The organism is Micromonospora inyonensis (assembly GCF_900091415.1).
Lineage (GTDB): Bacteria > Actinomycetota > Actinomycetes > Mycobacteriales > Micromonosporaceae > Micromonospora > Micromonospora inyonensis.
Window position 1 is genome coordinate 2,408,871 of record NZ_FMHU01000001.1, and the last position, 15,618, is coordinate 2,424,488.

The 15,618-nt window shown below is 68.2% G+C and carries 13 protein-coding genes, 1 tRNA gene and 2 pseudogenes; 7 read left to right on the forward strand and 9 right to left on the reverse strand.

What is annotated here, in order from left to right:
• The first annotated feature begins 79 nt into the window (after positions 1-79).
• The 4 genes and pseudogenes from GA0074694_RS10860 to GA0074694_RS10875 all read left to right on the forward strand — a co-directional run bounded on the left by GA0074694_RS10860 (position 80) and on the right by GA0074694_RS10875 (position 2,460).
• Positions 80-400 (forward strand): site-specific integrase, encoded by a 321-nt coding sequence (locus tag GA0074694_RS10860; RefSeq protein WP_218105707.1) that lies wholly within the window; start codon positions 80-82, stop codon positions 398-400.
• Between the two features lies 1 nt (position 401).
• Positions 402-803: pseudogene (locus tag GA0074694_RS34130) on the forward strand (competence protein CoiA family protein); the annotation flags it as partial.
• A 199-nt stretch (positions 804-1,002) separates the two neighbouring features.
• Complete coding sequence (locus GA0074694_RS32790) at positions 1,003-1,824, forward strand: hypothetical protein (RefSeq protein WP_245714641.1); 822 nt, start codon at positions 1,003-1,005, stop codon at positions 1,822-1,824.
• Positions 1,825-2,025: 201 nt separating this feature from the next.
• Positions 2,026-2,460: a transposase gene (locus GA0074694_RS10875; RefSeq protein ID WP_176737860.1), complete on the forward strand. Its 435-nt coding sequence runs from the start codon at positions 2,026-2,028 to the stop codon at positions 2,458-2,460.
• A 355-nt stretch (positions 2,461-2,815) separates the two neighbouring features.
• Here the strand turns inward: GA0074694_RS10875 and GA0074694_RS10880 are convergent.
• Positions 2,816-3,205 (reverse strand): annotated as a pseudogene (locus GA0074694_RS10880) (IS110 family transposase); the annotation flags it as partial.
• 476 nt (positions 3,206-3,681) lie between these two features.
• Here GA0074694_RS10880 and GA0074694_RS10885 point away from each other — a divergent pair.
• Positions 3,682-3,757: transfer RNA gene (locus tag GA0074694_RS10885), tRNA-Arg, on the forward strand.
• A 519-nt stretch (positions 3,758-4,276) separates the two neighbouring features.
• Here the strand turns inward: GA0074694_RS10885 and GA0074694_RS10890 are convergent.
• The 5 genes from GA0074694_RS10890 to GA0074694_RS10910 all read right to left on the reverse strand — a co-directional run bounded on the left by GA0074694_RS10890 (position 4,277) and on the right by GA0074694_RS10910 (position 10,232).
• Positions 4,277-5,536, reverse strand: coding sequence for an MFS transporter (locus tag GA0074694_RS10890; RefSeq protein ID WP_176737861.1), 1,260 nt, complete (start codon positions 5,534-5,536; stop codon positions 4,277-4,279).
• Positions 5,533-6,711 (reverse strand): GNAT family N-acetyltransferase, encoded by a 1,179-nt coding sequence (locus GA0074694_RS10895; RefSeq protein WP_091456456.1) that lies wholly within the window; start codon positions 6,709-6,711, stop codon positions 5,533-5,535. Before GA0074694_RS10895 ends, GA0074694_RS10890 begins: the two co-directional genes overlap by 4 nt.
• Entirely contained in the window at positions 6,708-7,853 is a 1,146-nt protein-coding gene (locus GA0074694_RS10900; protein WP_176737862.1) for a methyltransferase domain-containing protein, read from the reverse strand. Before GA0074694_RS10900 ends, GA0074694_RS10895 begins: the two co-directional genes overlap by 4 nt.
• A gap of 241 nt (positions 7,854-8,094) precedes the next feature.
• The gene (locus tag GA0074694_RS10905) at positions 8,095-8,853 is read right to left on the reverse strand and encodes a HalD/BesD family halogenase (RefSeq protein ID WP_091456465.1); all 759 of its coding nucleotides are present in this window, start codon (positions 8,851-8,853) and stop codon (positions 8,095-8,097) included.
• Between the two features lie 113 nt (positions 8,854-8,966).
• The gene (locus GA0074694_RS10910; protein ID WP_091456469.1) at positions 8,967-10,232 is read right to left on the reverse strand and encodes an ATP-grasp domain-containing protein; all 1,266 of its coding nucleotides are present in this window, start codon (positions 10,230-10,232) and stop codon (positions 8,967-8,969) included.
• A gap of 432 nt (positions 10,233-10,664) precedes the next feature.
• Here GA0074694_RS10910 and GA0074694_RS10915 point away from each other — a divergent pair, with 432 nt between their 5' ends.
• A complete protein-coding gene (locus GA0074694_RS10915; RefSeq protein ID WP_091456472.1) occupies positions 10,665-11,558 on the forward strand; it encodes an IS982 family transposase in 894 nt (297 codons plus the stop codon).
• A gap of 646 nt (positions 11,559-12,204) precedes the next feature.
• Here the strand turns inward: GA0074694_RS10915 and GA0074694_RS32795 are convergent.
• The 3 genes from GA0074694_RS32795 to GA0074694_RS10925 form a co-directional block, all read right to left on the reverse strand.
• Positions 12,205-12,366, reverse strand: a complete 162-nt coding sequence (locus tag GA0074694_RS32795) for a site-specific integrase (protein WP_245714642.1) — start codon at positions 12,364-12,366, stop codon at positions 12,205-12,207.
• Positions 12,351-13,289, reverse strand: a complete 939-nt coding sequence (locus GA0074694_RS32800) for a site-specific integrase (protein WP_245714643.1) — start codon at positions 13,287-13,289, stop codon at positions 12,351-12,353. Before GA0074694_RS32800 ends, GA0074694_RS32795 begins: the two co-directional genes overlap by 16 nt.
• 228 nt (positions 13,290-13,517) lie before the next feature.
• Positions 13,518-13,937 carry a hypothetical protein gene (locus GA0074694_RS10925; RefSeq protein WP_091456478.1) on the reverse strand — a complete coding sequence of 140 codons (420 nt, stop codon included), beginning with the start codon at positions 13,935-13,937 and terminating at the stop codon, positions 13,518-13,520.
• Positions 13,938-14,576: 639 nt separating this feature from the next.
• Between GA0074694_RS10925 and GA0074694_RS10930 the strand changes: the two genes are divergently transcribed.
• Positions 14,577-15,602: an SIS domain-containing protein gene (locus GA0074694_RS10930; RefSeq protein ID WP_091456482.1), complete on the forward strand. Its 1,026-nt coding sequence runs from the start codon at positions 14,577-14,579 to the stop codon at positions 15,600-15,602.
• Positions 15,603-15,618: the final 16 nt, after the last annotated feature.

Sequence of the window (15,618 nt, forward strand, 5' to 3'; positions counted from 1 at the left end):
GCCATGCTGCTGCCCTGGCTGCTCGCCTGCCGTGCCCATGGACCGGTGATCCTCGCCGGCCGCAAGTCGACCCGGGGCCGTGGCCACCGTCGACCTGTGCCCCGTCACCGGCTGGGCACGGCTGTCCTACCGGCGCGCCGCCGAGATCTTCGAGCACGCCACCCGACCCCTCGCCGGCCCGGTCGATCGGACGCAGGGCTGCACGCTGCACCAGCTGCGCCACGCGATGCTCACCCATGAAGCCGAGAACGGAACCCACACCGTCATCCAGCTCGCCCGTTCCCGACACGCCTCCGTCCGCTCTCTTGAGCGCTACGCCCGGCCTGGCCCGGAAGCCGTCGCCGCGCACTTCGCCGCGACCGACCCGGCCGCCCGCCGCCGGACGTGGCAGGGCCGGTGACATGGCGTTCGCGGCGATCCACCCTGAGGCCGGCCGCATTGACGCCACCCTGCCCGACCTCGGTCGCGGGCTGACTTGGGACCAGGTGCACAAGACCCGGCCCCGGGTCGCGCTGCGCTGCGCTGAGTGCGGCCACGGAGTGCACGCCAAGGTGTCCGCCCGCAAGCTGCGGTACTTCGCCCACGACCCCGGTCGGCCCGCCGACTGCGCCTGGCTGAACGAGTCCCTGGAGCATCACCTGCTCAAGTTGGAACTCGCGACCGCGATCCGCGCCGCCGTCTGGCACGCCGAACTGGAGGTCCGTGCCCCCGACGGCACCTGGCGCGCCGACGTGCTCGCCTCATCCCACGACGGCACCCAGCGTGTCGTTTGGGAGGCCCAGCTGTCACCCATTACCGCCGAGGACGTCCAGGAGCGCACCGAGCGGTACTGGGCCGAAGGCATCGACGTGTGCTGGGTCAGCCCCGGCGGGAAAGCGCCCTGGATCGGCGACGTGCCGTCGATCCGGGTCCAAGAGCCGCGCGATCACCGGCCCGTGGACCGTCGCCGACGGGCCCGCCGCCTTCTACTTCAAGCACAACACCTGGGTCGCCGTCGAAGACGTGCAACTGACCGCCTTCATCCGTTGGGTCCTGCACGGGCAGACGATTCCCCACTGGGTCCGCCCCCGGTACCGGCGGATCTGGTACCCCACCAGCGAGAGTCACCGCCGCCGGAACCTGATCTGGACCACCAGCCGACACGTCGACACCGAGACCCGGCACGAGGCGATGCGGCAACGGCAGGACGAGCGCAAACGCCAACGGGAAGAGCAAGAACGCCGAGCCGAGCAACAACGCCAGGCCGAAGCAGAGGCCCGCCGGCAGGAAGAAGAACGCCAACGCGAGGCCCAACGGCAAGAACAGGAACGGCAGCGCCAGATCCGAGCAGCAGGAGAGGCCGCCCGCTGGGCAGAACAGCGGCGGCAGTGGGAGATCGAAGCCGAGCAGGCCCGGCAGCGGCGTGAAGCCGAGGAACGACGGCGCCAGGAGCAGGCCCGCGCCGCCGAGGAACAACGGCTGCGGCAGGAGCGTGAGGAAGAGTTAGCCGCAGGCCGGTGGTGGACGGGGCTGTCGTCTGTGCAGATTGGCCAGCTGCGTGACGCCGTGGCCGAGCCGCTATGGGGGAGAGAGGCAACTGGCGTCGAGTTCGACCCCTTGGGCGTCACCGTCGACAGCGCCTACGGCATCGCCATCTACGTCCGCCGCCGGCTACACGGCGTCCTCCGTCCCAGCCCCGCCTCGCTGGGGAGGCTCCCGCCCGTGGTGCCTGTCTACGTCCGCAACGCCCGCGAAGCCCACGAACTCGTCAGCACTGGCAACATCGATCCCGCCCGCGTCGTGCACTTCGACCTCCCCGACCACGAACAGATGTCGCTCATGTGACCCGTCACCAGCGGCTGCCGCGAGAAGGGACAACCAACGAGTGCGGCCGGTGTGCCCCGGCCATCGGAGGCGCCCGCAAGAAGGGTGTTTGTGGCCTTCGCCGTGATCGCGATGGTATTGGTCTTCGGCCTGCGCTGGTCGGTCCTGCGGTTGCTCGGGGTCGGGTGCTGACCGAGGGCGGGATCGGAGATCCTGGTGTACGTGTCGACATCTTCTGCGGACCAGCCCGTGCCGGGTGGGTCTGATCCGGCGCCGCGGCCGTCGCGGCGGGCGTTCAGTCCGGAGTTCAAGCTGCGGATCCTCGCCGAGTATGAGAATGCCCCGCATGGGGAGAAAGCGGCTGTGTTGCGGCGGGAAGGGTTGTATTCGTCGCATCTGATCGAGTGGGCGAGAGCCCGCGACGCCGGGGCTCTGACCGGCAGCGGTAGCGACGGGGATTCATCCGCGGGATCGCGGCGGCCGGCTCGGAAGACGGCTGAGCAGATCGAGGTGGAGAAGCTGCGCCGGCAGAACGAGAAACTGCAGGCTGATCTGAAGAAGACCCGGATGGCGTTGGACATCATGGGAAAAGCACACGCGCTCTTGGAAGAACTCTCCGAGAGCGCGGACAACGATCCGCCGCCGAGCAGGTCCTGACCACGGCGTTCACCGACCTGCGATCGGCGGGGATAGCGGTGCAACGCGGCTGCGAGCTGACTGGGACCTCACGCGCGACCCACTACCGCCGCCGCAGCGGGCTGGGGCCGGTGCACGGGCCGTGGCTGCCGCGGACCCCGCCGCCGTCGGCGCTGTCGGACACCGAGCGGGCCCGCATCCTCGACGTGTTGAACAGTGCGGTGTATGCCGATTTGGCGATTCCGCAGGTCTGGGCTCGGGAACTCGACGAGGGCCGGTACTGGTGCTCCCTGTCGACGATGTATCGCATCGCCCGCACCGCCGGGCAGGTCCGCGAACGACGCCGGCAGGTCACCCACCCGCCACGGGTGCGTCCCAGGGGCTCGTCGCCGGTGTCGATCCGGCGCAGCGTGTGGGGCAGGGTGCGGGCGGCATCGGCGATGACGTAGGCGTCCCGGGCGTCGGTCTTCGCGCTGCCGGGGTGCAGGTCAGAGATGCGGCGCATCGCCAGCCCGGGCAGGTAGGCCACCTGGTGCCCGCAGGCACGCGCGAGCGCGACGGGCAGGGCGCCGATCGAGGCGGGTTGGTCGACTACGACCAGAACCGTCCCGTGGCGGGCGAGTTTGTCGAACAGCTGCCGCAGCCGGGCCTCCGTGTTCGGCAACGGCGCATCGTGTAGCCGCTTGCCGTCCGGAGCCAACCCGACCGCATGGTGATCACCCTTGCAGACGTCCAAGCCCAGGAAGACGCCGTATCCGCCGTACACCAGCCCGCCTCCACACCTCGCCACCGCCTCGGCCACAGTCAACGGCGTCGGACTGCCGGCAGCCACGTTACGAAGAGACCAACCCCAGACGGGGCGGCCGGGTCCCTATGAGCGGTCCGCCGACGCCACCCGACCCGGCGACAACACCCCCTGGATCATTCGTACGACAGGGGCAGGAAGTCATACCGGGCCGGGCGACCGAGGAGTCCCCGGCTGGGGACGATCAAAAAGGTAAGGGGCGGGCGACACCCATGATCTTGGATGATGTGCGCGGTGTGTGCTCTCCAGCGGATGCCAACCCGGGTCAACCGGTGCCAACGCGGGTCACCGCAGCCGACTGCCGGTCGCAAACCGGGGTTCGTGTGCTCCGGGTGTGGTCCTGGGCTGGGAGAACAGGGGTGCGGGTGACGTGGGTGAACGTGGGCCACTCCCTGCCACCCCAGGTGAACCGCCAGGTCGCTAGACTGGGCACTCGCGCCCTCGTAGCTCAGGGGATAGAGCATCGGTTTCCTAAACCGTGTGTCGCAGGTTCGAATCCTGCCGGGGGCACCAGCGTAAGGCCTTGACCAGCAGGAAGCCGGTCAGGGCCTAGATGCTTATCTATGCGATTTTGAATCGTCCCCCGAAAAACCCGGTAACCCGGTGGGTGTCAAGCCCCGGGTTTGATGGAGATCACACCGCGTGGTGTTCGCCCTTGCCGACATCCAGGACCAGGAACACCGCGTAGCCTCACCGTGGCACGTCCTGTCTCGTCACAGGCGCCAAGAGGGGGTGGACATGGACCCGGTCACCGGTATGGTGCCGACCGCCGGCACCCAAGTTACGAGGAGATCTACCGGAAGGCGACCCGGTCCCTATCAGCGGTCGGACGGCGCCACCAGGCCCGGCGACAACCCCCGGATCATGCGAACGACAGGGGCAACCGGTCATACCGGGCCAGGTGACCAGGCAGTCGCTGACGGGGAGCACGAAAAAGGTAGCGAGGGCGAGGGGCACTGCGTCTACCCGGACAGGCTAACCGGCCCGTCGGCGAGAGCGGCGTTGCCGGCCGGTCGCCCGGTCGGCAGGACCTCAGGTGCCCCCGATCGGCACCGCCTCCGGCGTCCCGGTCGCATCCGCCTGGGGCACCGCGGCGCGTCGGGGGGCCGCGAGCCAGATGATGACGATCCAGAGCAGCGCACACCCGCCGGCGACCACAAAGCTCAGCCCGTAGCTGCCGGTCGCGGAGTAACTGAAGCCACCAAACCAGGTCGCGAAGGCTGAGCCGATGGCGCTGGCAACCTGGAAGAAGCCGATTGCCCGAGCGAGGCGGGAACCGGTGAAGAGGTCGCCGACGGCGGCGATCCGGGCTCCAATGATCATGCCAACCCCGGAGCCGAGCAGAAGAATCGCCAGGACCAGCAACGGTGTCGGCGGTAGGATCCAGAGTAGGCCGAGACCCGCGAGGAAGGCGATCGCGCCGACAGTGGCGGTCAACTCCCGGTTTGTGCGGTCGGAGAGCACGCCGCCGAGCAGTTGACCGCCAGCGTAACTCAGGCCGGTCATGCCTAGCAGGAGCCCGGAGATCGCGACACCGTGCCCCTCGGTGGTCAGAAATGGCACGATGGTCTGGAAGGTGAAGAAGTCGGTGACGCTAGCGGTCAGGGCGGCGAGGCAGACTAACCAGAACACCGGACTACGGAACAGGTTCGTCGCGCGTTCCATCGGCGTCGGCGTCTCCTCGATCACCGCGCCGGCGGCCCCGGGCTGGTCCATGAAGAGAAAGCCGACCGTGCCCAGCGCGGCGAGGCAGCCGGCCACCAGATAGCCGGCGCGCCAGCCGTACTCCTGAACAACGAGGGCGAGCAGCGAGAAGAGCAGGAAGTTGCCGACCCCGAGGCAGGCGTACGCGATTCCGGTCGCTCGGCCCCGGTCCTCGGCGTAGCCGCTGGTGATGATCACCTGGCTGGCCACGACGAGCATCGTAGTCGCTGGCGCCAACACCACCATGTAGAGAAGGTAGAACTGCCACAGCTCGGTCGGCAGCGACGCCGCCGCGACGGCCGCCGCGAAGAGCGGCAGGAAGATCAAGATGATCCGGCGTGCGCCGTAGTGGCCGACGACACGTCCCGCGAACGGGCCGGCGACCATGCTGGCGAGCAGGTACCCCGCGAACATCCCGGACGCCTGCGCGCGGTCCAACCCGAGATCGACCACGAACGACGAGTAGAAAATGGAAAAGCCTTCCACCACTCCGAACACGGCGGCGAGCACGATCCCGCTGGCGAACGCGACCCGCCAGCGGCTTAGGAATCCTTGGCGCCTCCGGCGCGTCTCGTCAGCGGCGGTCACTGGTGGATGGCCGGAGCTAGTGAACGGGGAAACCGGGGCGGGCCGAGCAGGGGCGCCGGGGGGATAAGGTCGACCGCCTCGTACGCCTCCGCGATCCGCTGCCGGGTGCGGCAGTTCGATTCGAGCGCCTCGGCCCCGCCGGTAAGCATCTCCCGGCTGGCGTCGTCGGTCGCGTCGAACCATGAGACCAGGAGCTGAGGGTGGAATCCCACCCGGACCTTGAAGCCGTACATGCTGCGGCCCATCTCGATGCGCCGGACACTGAGCCGCTCCGCGAGATCCAACGTGTTGGCGTAGAGCGCGTAGTAGGTGGCGTACGCCTTGTGGAAGTCGTAGTTCAGGCCGGCGATCCACGCGTACAGGGTGTCAGCGCGGTGCAGCAGGATGAACCCACCCAGCAGCACGTCGTCCTTCCAGATGGTCAGGAAGTGCAACTGCTCACGAAGGTGCCGGAAGATGCTGCGGATGTTGTCGGGCGGATTGATCGTAGGGATGCCGTGGCGGGCGCAGACATCCTCCACGAGCCCTGCGAACGCATCGACGTATCCGGGGTCCACATCCGTGCGTACCGTGACGCCCAGGCGCTCCGAACGACGACGCAGCCGGCCGAACTCCCGGCGGACCTTGTTCTTGAGACCGGCTAGATGCGCCTCGGCGGTGCCCACGAAGTTCACCCCGCTGGTCGCCTCGGTGTAGATGCTCACGAAGCCGAGGCGGTCGAGTTCGTCGCAGAGCGGATCTGTCTCCGGCACGCCGGGAAAGCCGTAAAGCGGGCTGCCGAGGTCGGTGGCGACCTCGCGCATCGTCGCGACCAGTCCGGGCGCGACCTCGGCGGCCGGCAGCGTGGAACAGATCCCGTTGAAGTATGAGTAGAACGAGTGCCCGACGAGCATCCGGGCCCGCAGGATCGGGTGATCGAATCCGTAGTCCGGCCCGTAGCCGGTGTAGTGCGGGTCCTCCGACGCGTAGTACATCGGAGCGACGGCCCGCAGCTTGCCATTCTCGCGCCACACCAGGTGGCGGACGGCGTGCAGCGGCGCGGGCGGCTCCTTCTCATAGGCACTGAGCCACTCGACCGTGGAGAAGACGGAACCCCCTGCTGCGTCGACCACCTCGTTCCATTCCGTTGGATCGACGTGATCGATGGAGTCAATGACCTGCCAGCCGTCGCTCATGCACTCCTCATTCCACTACGCCCTTCGGCTGCGGGTGCGTTCACGCCGACGACTGGAATCAGCAGGGACATCCGGACCATGACCCGGGTGATTGCCGAGACCGCCAACACCGCCGCCGCCTGATCGAGCGGCTTGCCGGCGTCAGAGAGCGACGATGCGATTTGACGCTCGGTAGCCCCCTGACCGAGGTCAGTATATATGCGCTCCAGATGAGCCGAAGCATCCTGGATGGCGCTGAGGCCCGCCACCGACCAGAACTCGTCGGGCATCCGCCGCAGTTCGGCACCGACCTTCAGCGCCAACTCCTCGACGGGCAGGCTCCGGCCGGTGCCCCGGTACGACTGCCGCGTATCGATCAGGTCCGGAGCGGGCACGTGGGCGCGTATGCCGCTGCCGTTTCGTCGGATCCGCAGCGTCGAACAGTGGTAGTGGGTCCAGCCCCGCTCCGCGCAGCGCCGCTGCAACTCCTCGGTGATCTCCTCGGCGTCGCGCTGACCGTCCAGCGTGGAGGCACGTGCCGCGGTGATGGCATTGCGCACCAGCATCGGCACGGCACTGTCGGTAACGACGAGGATGTCACAGCCCGGTGGCATGAGGCCGGCGAGCTCGGTCACGGCGATCGGCGTCCGCGGGCCACCCGGGCATTGAAAGCGCATGACCAGGCTGTCGGCGGTGCTCATGGTGGCGTACCACCGCCAGAGCGCCCGAATCAGCCGCAGCCCGTCCGGACCGCCGTCTCCTGCCGTCGGGTACGGCACCCCGTCCGGTACTGGCACTCCGGGCAGGTTGGCCACCACGGCGTCGTACCCGTCGCCGCGGTCCAGGTCGAGAAAGTCGCCCACCTCGGCTCGGCAGTCGGCCACGGCGGAATTGAGAGCCGCCGATATTCTGAACGCCTCGACCGCCGCTGGCAGCACGTCGAGCCCGTGTACCTGGTGGGCGGTGCGGGCGGCGGCCATGCTCGCGAGGCCCGATCCGCAGCCGATGTCCAGCACTCGCCCGCGCGGCGCCGCGGCGAGCACTGCGGAGGCGAAGCGCAGCGAATCCTCGCCGATGTGGATGTCGCCGGTGCCGGAACCGTACTCCCGGTGGCCGGCGGCGAGGACGCCACGGAACGCCGTTACCGCCCACGACGCGGCCACCAGTCGGTCGGATTCCCGCCGGCCCAGGCCGAGCTGAACGATCAGCTCGGCCTGGGCCGGGTCGACCGCGCTGGCGGGCACCTCGACGCCGAGGTGCAACAGCCGCAGAAGGCTTGCCCCCGGCGGCACTACCTCGGCTGGAAGCCATGGCTCCCAGACGTTTAGGTGCCGGGAGCGGGCTAGCTCGATCGTGGCGGCGAAGGCCGCGCTGGCGAGGCCGGTTCCGGTCATGGGGACCCGCTCAGTCTTCGTGCCTGGCGTGCGACTCTGGATAGAGCGCCGCCATCGACGAGTGGTCGACCGGGCGCTGCAGGTCCGCCTCGGTGGCGAACGAGTAGCAGACGATCATTCGCTCGTCCGCCACCGACAGTGGCTTGACCCGGTGCAGCGCGGTGTCCGCCTTCAGCAGGTACGCTGCGCCGACGCCCGGGTGCCGGGTCCAGACCGGGCCCTGCGCAACGAGCTTCTCCGGCTGCGGGTTCTCCCGGTCCCAGGGGGCGTCCTTGATGTATTCGAGGCTGCCGCCGTGCTCGGCCGGGGGCATCTTGAACACCCAGACGATCGCCCATGTGTAGTCGTCCCAGTGCCAGCCGTGCACGTCGTTCGGCTCGTGCAGCCGCGACGCGATGTACTCCTCCGGGGTGTAGGGCACCGGCAGTACCCGCTCGCCGACGATGCTCTCCAGCAGCTCGTACAGCGCCGGCGCGCGATAGATCGCCGGAATGATACCGCCGTCCTGGTGGATCGCGTCTCGGTCGATGTTGCTGTAGCGCCGCGGGGTGTTGCCGGACTGGGCGACGATGAGGTCGCGGCGGCGGGCGTTCGCCGCGAAGAGAGCCTCGAGCTCGGTGTGGGCGGCGGCCTGCAGATCTTCCGGTACGAACGGGTCGATTTCGATGTAGTGCTCGGTCTTGTAGCGATCGCGGAGGTCGGACAGCTGCCCGGCGAATCCCGCGAAGTGCTTCTTCAACCGGTCGTTGACGTTGAGTGTCAAGGTCATCGCATTTCCCTCCGCTAAACCATTGCCCCGGGCCGTTTCTGGGCACTAAAAATGCCTTGCGGGCCCGCATCATCGAGAGCCTGCTCGCTCGGAATTCGGAACCGAGGTTGAATTCAGCCGACGAACGGATCGGCTGAGATGTGCAGGGAGAGTTCCAGCTCGTCCAGTCGTTGTTCGCACTCTGCCTCGTTCGCGCCGGTCACTATCGCGTATCCGACACGATCGAGGAAGCCGTGGGGTGGCAGGCGCAGAACATCGCCGTCCGCCGCCTCGATCACAAACGACACCAGCCATTCCGGTGCCGCCGCGGCGACCTCGCTGGACGCCGACCGGAAAACCATGTCCTTACCAGGGGAGAAAAACCGGACCGCGGCCGCCGGTGCCACCGGCTCCCGGGCCGCCGGCGCCGGCCGGCCCATCGCGGCGGCCGCCGAAGCGACAGTCAGATCGACGCCGGTAGCGAGGAGCACCAGCAGCGGGATGACGTCGCCGGCCGGCCGCGCGGCTACTTCGATCACCCGGGGGCCGACCGCGCCCAGCCGGATCTCGGTGTGCGTCGCACCCCACTGGATGCCGAGCGCCCGCTGTGCCCGCTCGGCCAGCCGCGCGATCTCCTCCGGCACCGGACCGCCGACCACCACGTGACCGGACTCCTCGAACCACGGCGGTGGCACCAGCCTCTTGCGAGTCATCGCCACGGTCTGCACCTCACCGGCCCTGACCAGTGACTCCACGCTGACCTCTGGACCTTCGACGTACTCCTCGACCAAGATCGCGTTGGAAACGGCGCCATACTCAGCCCGCCCCGAGGCCCGGCACCTGCGGTACGCCTCACGCAGCTCGTTCGGCTGCCGCACCAGCACCACGCCGATGCTGCCCGCCAGATCGACTGGCTTGAGGACCAGCGGAAAACCGGTTCTCTGCGCCGCGGCCGTCACCTCGGCTAGTGTGGTGGCCGCGACGCTGACTGGAGAGGCGACCCCGGCCGCCTCGAAGGCCGCCCGCATCTGCCGCTTGTCCCGGCACCGGGCGGCGGCCGCTGGCGAGGAACCCCGCAGTCCCAACTCTACGGCGATCCGGGCGGCCGACTCCACGCTGAACTCGTCGTAGGTCACCACACCGGCCAGGCCCATCGGCCCGCTGTCTCGTAATGCCGCCAAAGTCGCCAATGGATCACGCGGGTCGGCGAGCACCAATGAGTGAATGTGTGGCGTCGCCCACTCTGGCTCTTGCGGGGCCACCAGTACGAGATCGCAGAATTCTCCGAGTGCCGTTAATGCGTACTCGCGATAATAGGGATCTCCGGCACCCAGTAGCACACAAAGGCCCCTGGTGTCCATGATGTCCCCCCCCCGTTTGACGCGGTGCTCTTGCCTCATAGATCAGGTTGTCTAGAGGCGATGGGTACGCTAGCAGGAAGGAGCTGCGGAAAGTGTGCCCCATTTGACAGCGCGGCTACTCAGAACGGGGATCGGTCACTTTTGGTGATGGTTCGTTGTGGGGGTTGTCGGTGGCGGCCCCGCGAGGTGACGGACCATCGCCAGTGCTGTCACCCGGAGTAGGTGATCGATCCGGCATTCGAGGTGATGGCTTTCGATGCGCACTCTCGGTGACGGGCGCCGATATGAGGGTGTTGACTGCATCACTCACTGTGTCTTGTATCGTGAGAAGAAGGGTCTCCGGTACCGGCCCCCGAACTCCCGCAGCGGACGTCGTGGAGGACGGCGCACGCCTCGATCTCCACTAGACGAGTAGTTCCGATGTCGGAGGTCGATGTCTGGGCATGAAGAGAGGGCGTCCAAGATCGTGTTGTGACGCAAGATTCGGACACCCTCTTGACCGCACTCTACGTGAAGATCGACGACACCATCCGGACGCCCCGGTGGCGAGGCCGGCCACCGCTGCTCACCGACTCCGAGCTGGTCTGCCTGGCCATGGCGCAGGTCCTGCTCGGTGCCCGTTCGGAGGCCCACTGGATCCGCTACGCCCGTATCCACCTGGCCGGTATGTTCCCCTACCTGCCGCAGCGATCGGGCTACAACAAACGGCTCCGCGCCGCCCTCCCACTGATCAAGAAGGCGATCCGGGACCTGGCCCGCGACAGTGACTTCTGGTTCGACAACCACTGGATCGTCGACTCCACGCCGATACCCTGCGGTTTGTCCCGCCCCACCGTGCAACGCTCCGACCTGGCCGGCTGGGCCGGATACGGCTACTGCGCCTCACACTCCCGCTTCTTCTGGGGCCTGCGGCTCTACCTGGTGTGCACCCCGACCGGCATGCCGATCCTGTGGGCCCTGGCCAACCCGAAGATCGGCGAACGCGAGGTCCTCGCCGCGATGCTGGACGTCGAGGCCGGCGTGGTCGCCGAGCACGACGGGATCCTGCTGATCAGCGACAAGGGCTTCGCCTCCAAGCCGTTCGAGCGGCAGTTGGCCGAGCAGGGCATCGAACTGCTGCGCCCGTCGCGCAAGCGGGAGAAGGCCCGCTACGGCGAGCCGATGCTCAAGAAGGTCCGACAACTGATCGAGTCGGTCAACGACACCCTCAAGGGTCAGCTTGACCTGGAACAACACGGCGGACGGACCTTCGCCGGTGTTGCTGTCCGTGTCGCCCAACGCCTGCTCGCCATGGCCGCCGCGATCTGGCACAACAACAAGACCGGCGCCCCCGTCACCCGGTCACTGATCGCTTACGACCACTGACCGGGTTTCGGAACTACTCGTCTAGCACGTCCGGCTCGACGCTGATGCGGGGTGATAGCGGCGGTCCCCGGCACGATCAACCGCAGCCGCGGTCGCCGTGCCGCCCACGACCACGCCGGACCGGTTCGTTGTGCCCTCGGCTGGCGAACTGGGTTCTCTGTTCGCCCCTTTACCGCCAGCGTGCCTGCTGGCGCTGCGCAGGACTGTGACGTGCCCCCGGCAGGCACCAGCTGCGCCATCAGTCTGGTCCGGGACCCGCAAGGGACCGGGATATCGCCCCCGATTACCCCCCGAAAACCCCCGCTGGATGTTGACTACTAACGACAAGCGATGGTCGGTGGTTGACTGCGTTCATGCTGGCCAGCGCTGGTTATTGACAATCAACGGCAAGCTCCTGAGGGCGTTGGTTGACAACCGTGTGTCGCAGGTTCGAATCCTGCCGGGGGCACCTCGAAGATCAGTAAGAATGTCATCTGAGCAGCGCGTTCGTTCCCGCGTCGATCGGTCGATCTGTGCAGTGGTGTGCCGCCCGCAGCCGCTGTTTGTCGCCGTCCACGGACTATTCACGGACTGATCTTGACGGAGTCTTCCCAGGTCAGACCCGCTTCTTCCGCCAAGATTCGGACTGGCCGGGACGCCGCCGAGACTACGCATCCGAGCCTCGCAGCGCAGTCTCGATCCGTTGGTTGACGGTCACCTCCTGGCCGTCGATGCACTTCGCGTACACCTTCAGGGGCACGTCGACGGAGTGCCCGGCGCGGGCCGCGACGTCGGTCGCGGGGACACCGGAGTTCAGCCAGAGCGACACCGCCGCGTGCCGCAGGTCGTACGGCCGACCGGCGAGCGGCGACGCCACCTGAGCCATAGTGAGCGCCAGCTTCCGTGCGGCCTTCCACACCCGCGAGTACGTGGAGGCGGCCACCACGTTGCCCTTCCCGCGCTGCGGAACAGCCGCCCAGCGTCGGCGACGCCGAACCGGTCGACGTGCCGCCGCAGGATGTCCACCAGTTCCGGCGGGCTCGGCACGACTCGCGAGTCTGCCGCCGCCCGGTGCTTCAACCCGCGCCGGTCGTGCACCTCGCCGCTGTCGGTCCACCGCTTGCCCGCCTGGGGCCGGTTGTCGACCAGCACCAGGCGGCCCCAGCCGCTTGCCGGCAGGTGGCAGTCCTGCTCGCGCAGGGCCAGCGCCTCGCTCGGATGCAGCGCGGCGAAGTACAGGCAGCCGAAGAACGCGACCAGGCGCTCACCCCGACCGACCCGGCCCCGCTCACCGGCGTAGGACACGGCGGTCAGCAGCTCCCGCGCCTGGCGACCGTTGACCACCACCCGCCGGTCGATTGATTCGGCGACCGTCGTCCGCTGTGCCCGTACCCGGATTTTGTTGACCGGGTTGAACGCCAGCGCCTCCAGCTCGACGGCGTACTGAAGCACGTTGTAGAAGACCGACCGCTTCCGACGCGCCGTGGTCGTTGTCGCCGGCCGTCCGTCGAGGCGCAGCGCCAAGGGGTCCAGGGCGGCCCGTACGGTCGCCAGCTCACCCACCTCGGTCACCGGAAGCGAAGCCCCCCGCAACCACCGCAACGTCGGACCCAGCTCCGCCGGGACGTCCGCTTCCCCGAGAGCCGGCGGCAGCAGGTGATCCCGCAGCACCCGCCGCAGCTCGTCCGCCGATGATCGCCCCGCCTGGTCGCGTACCAGTACCGGCGTCACCGTGACCAAGGCGTCGACCATGCTTCCCGGGACTTTCGCCGCCGTGCCCCCCGGGCCACTTCATGTCGAGGTACTCCTGGACGAACTCCAGCCACGACGCGGCGGCCTTGCTTTCCACCATCGAGTCGGGCAGGCCGGTGGCGGCGATCAAGGACGCCGCGCGAGCGCGCCGCCGGGCCGACCCGCGCCGGCCTGCTGGCGACCTCCGGCCGGCATCGGCCACGCGGCCCGGCACATTACGGCGCGAGATCAGGGATAGACATCGTGGCGTGGAGGAATCCAGTTCGGCCACCATGGGGGCTCGCCGGCCGGGCACAGGGCGTTCTGTAGCGGCAGACCGGCCAGCACAAAGTACGCCCACGAGACGGCGGCGACCGCACCGAGGCTGAGGAGCACGGCGGATGCGGCGTGCGCCCGGCCTGGTGCGACCCACTTCTTAAGTAGCGAGTGTCCGAGGCTGAGAACCACCGCATGTGTGAGAAGCAGGACGGGCACCACGAGGACTAGCCCGAACATGTTCGCTGTCGCGTTCACTCCGACGTCGCACATGTTGTAGGCCCGCCAGACCACCATGGGGCCGGCGCACGATGCGAGCACAGCCAGGGCCAGCGCGACGGGTGCGATGCGGCGAAGGCTGAGTGGGTTCCGGCGTACCGTCGCCTGCTCCATCGCGTCCCTTCTCCTGGGCGGGCTCGGGGTGTGATCATGGCAGGCTTTCCTCCGAGCTGCCTACCCGTGCCGTACGACGCAACGCCGCGACGATCGTGAGTGTGGCTGCTCGCCGTTGATGTCGGGGCGATCGCTGCCGCGCCGCTTCGCGGCGTGCCATCGGATGCCCCGAGGGTCCCGGCGCACGGAGACACAACAAGCCCCCCGGCCCGAGGCCGGGGGGGTGAGCCGCACACCGCCGGACAGCCGCGCGCCCGCCGTGCCGCCGTGCCAGTAGCCGGTGTCCCGGAGGGTCACCACCGGTCATGATCGGGCAGTACGACCCGGCCCCTGCCCAGGCGTACCGGACAGATCACGACAGCCGAGAACGATCTTCCAAACTGACGTTCCGGCCCAGCTCACGAACGGTCAGTTGAGGGGACGACCGTCGAGCTCGTTGGCACCGACGAACAGGGGCACGTCGACGTTGCCGAGCACCACTGCTCCGGGCCGAAGATCATCACGGTGGGAAACGGGATCGGGACGCGTGGGTCGGCACGGACGTTGACACCGTTCCCAAACTGGGGGAGAGTAGGCGTCAGTGGGAACGTTCCACTTTCTCTTCAGGCCAGACGATCCGACGTACAGAAGGCGATACCGATGAGCGAGCTGATTCCCGTCCCCGACGACTTCGAGGCGTGCGTTCAGCACGCGATCGATCAGGACAACAAGGCTCGCGCACTCGTCGAGCGCGCCGTGGAGCGGGGCGTCGAGCGCGTCTACCTCGTCGGCTGCGGAGGTTCGCACTTCGGCACCTACCCGGCGTTCGACCTCCTCGATCGCTACGCTCCCGGCATCGTGACCCAGCGCATCACCAGCGCGGAGCTCACCTCGCGTAACCCGATCGGCCTCGACGGCAAGGCGCTGGTCGTCGCGGCGTCGCACTCGGGTAACACGCCCGAGACGGTGGCAGCTGCGGAGTTCGCGAAGAGCAAGGGCGCACTTGTCGCCGCCATCTCGCGCCAGGGCGACAACGGACTCTCGCGCCTCGGCGACGTGCATCTCGACTACCCCGACACCATCTCGATCACCGAGCCGAAGCTCGTGCACAACGAGCAGATCGCGGTCGCGCTCCTCGACGCGTACGGCGCTCCGGAGAAGGCTGCCGAACTGCGCGCCGGCATCCCCGCCCTTCCCGGTGCCCTCCGCGCCGTGAAGGACGAAGTCGCCGAGGCTGGTGAGCGCGTGGCCGATCTGCTGTCCCCCACGGACGCGCCTCTCAGCTACGTCGTCGGCGGTGGACCCGCCTACGGCATGGCGAAGATGATGGCATGGTGCTACTTCCAAGAGATGAGCTGGATGAACTCGGCCGCCATCAACGCCGGTGACTTCTTCCACGGGCCGCTGGAGATGGTGCTCGAAGACACCACGGTCGTCACGCTTGTTGCCGAAGACGCGAGTCGCGCTCTCGGCGAGCGGGTCATCCGCTTCGCCGAGAACCAGACCCGAAACTCTGCGGCCGTCGACACAGCCACCCTGTCCCTTCCCGGCATCCCTGCCGCAGCGCGCCCGGACCTGAGCGTGATCGCCCTGATGAGCGCCGAGCGCCGCGTGCTCGACCATGTCGCCGCGCGCCGCGGGCACGACACGTCCCAGCGCCGCTACATGTACAAGATCGTCTACTGAGCGGCGGACAGGAACT

Excerpts from the sequence above, each read along its gene's own strand:
- GA0074694_RS10925 (WP_091456478.1), bottom strand. The coding sequence starts at position 13,937 with ATGGAGCAGGCGACGGTACGCCGGAACCCACTCAGCCTTCGCCGCATC.
- GA0074694_RS10910 (WP_091456469.1), bottom strand. The coding sequence starts at position 10,232 with ATGAGGCAAGAGCACCGCGTCAAACGGGGGGGGGACATCATGGACACC.
- GA0074694_RS10930 (WP_091456482.1), top strand. The coding sequence starts at position 14,577 with ATGAGCGAGCTGATTCCCGTCCCCGACGACTTCGAGGCGTGCGTTCAG.
- GA0074694_RS10905 (WP_091456465.1), bottom strand. The coding sequence starts at position 8,853 with ATGACCTTGACACTCAACGTCAACGACCGGTTGAAGAAGCACTTCGCG.
- GA0074694_RS32800 (WP_245714643.1), bottom strand. The coding sequence starts at position 13,289 with ATGGTCGACGCCTTGGTCACGGTGACGCCGGTACTGGTACGCGACCAG.
- GA0074694_RS10895 (WP_091456456.1), bottom strand. The coding sequence starts at position 6,711 with ATGAGCGACGGCTGGCAGGTCATTGACTCCATCGATCACGTCGATCCA.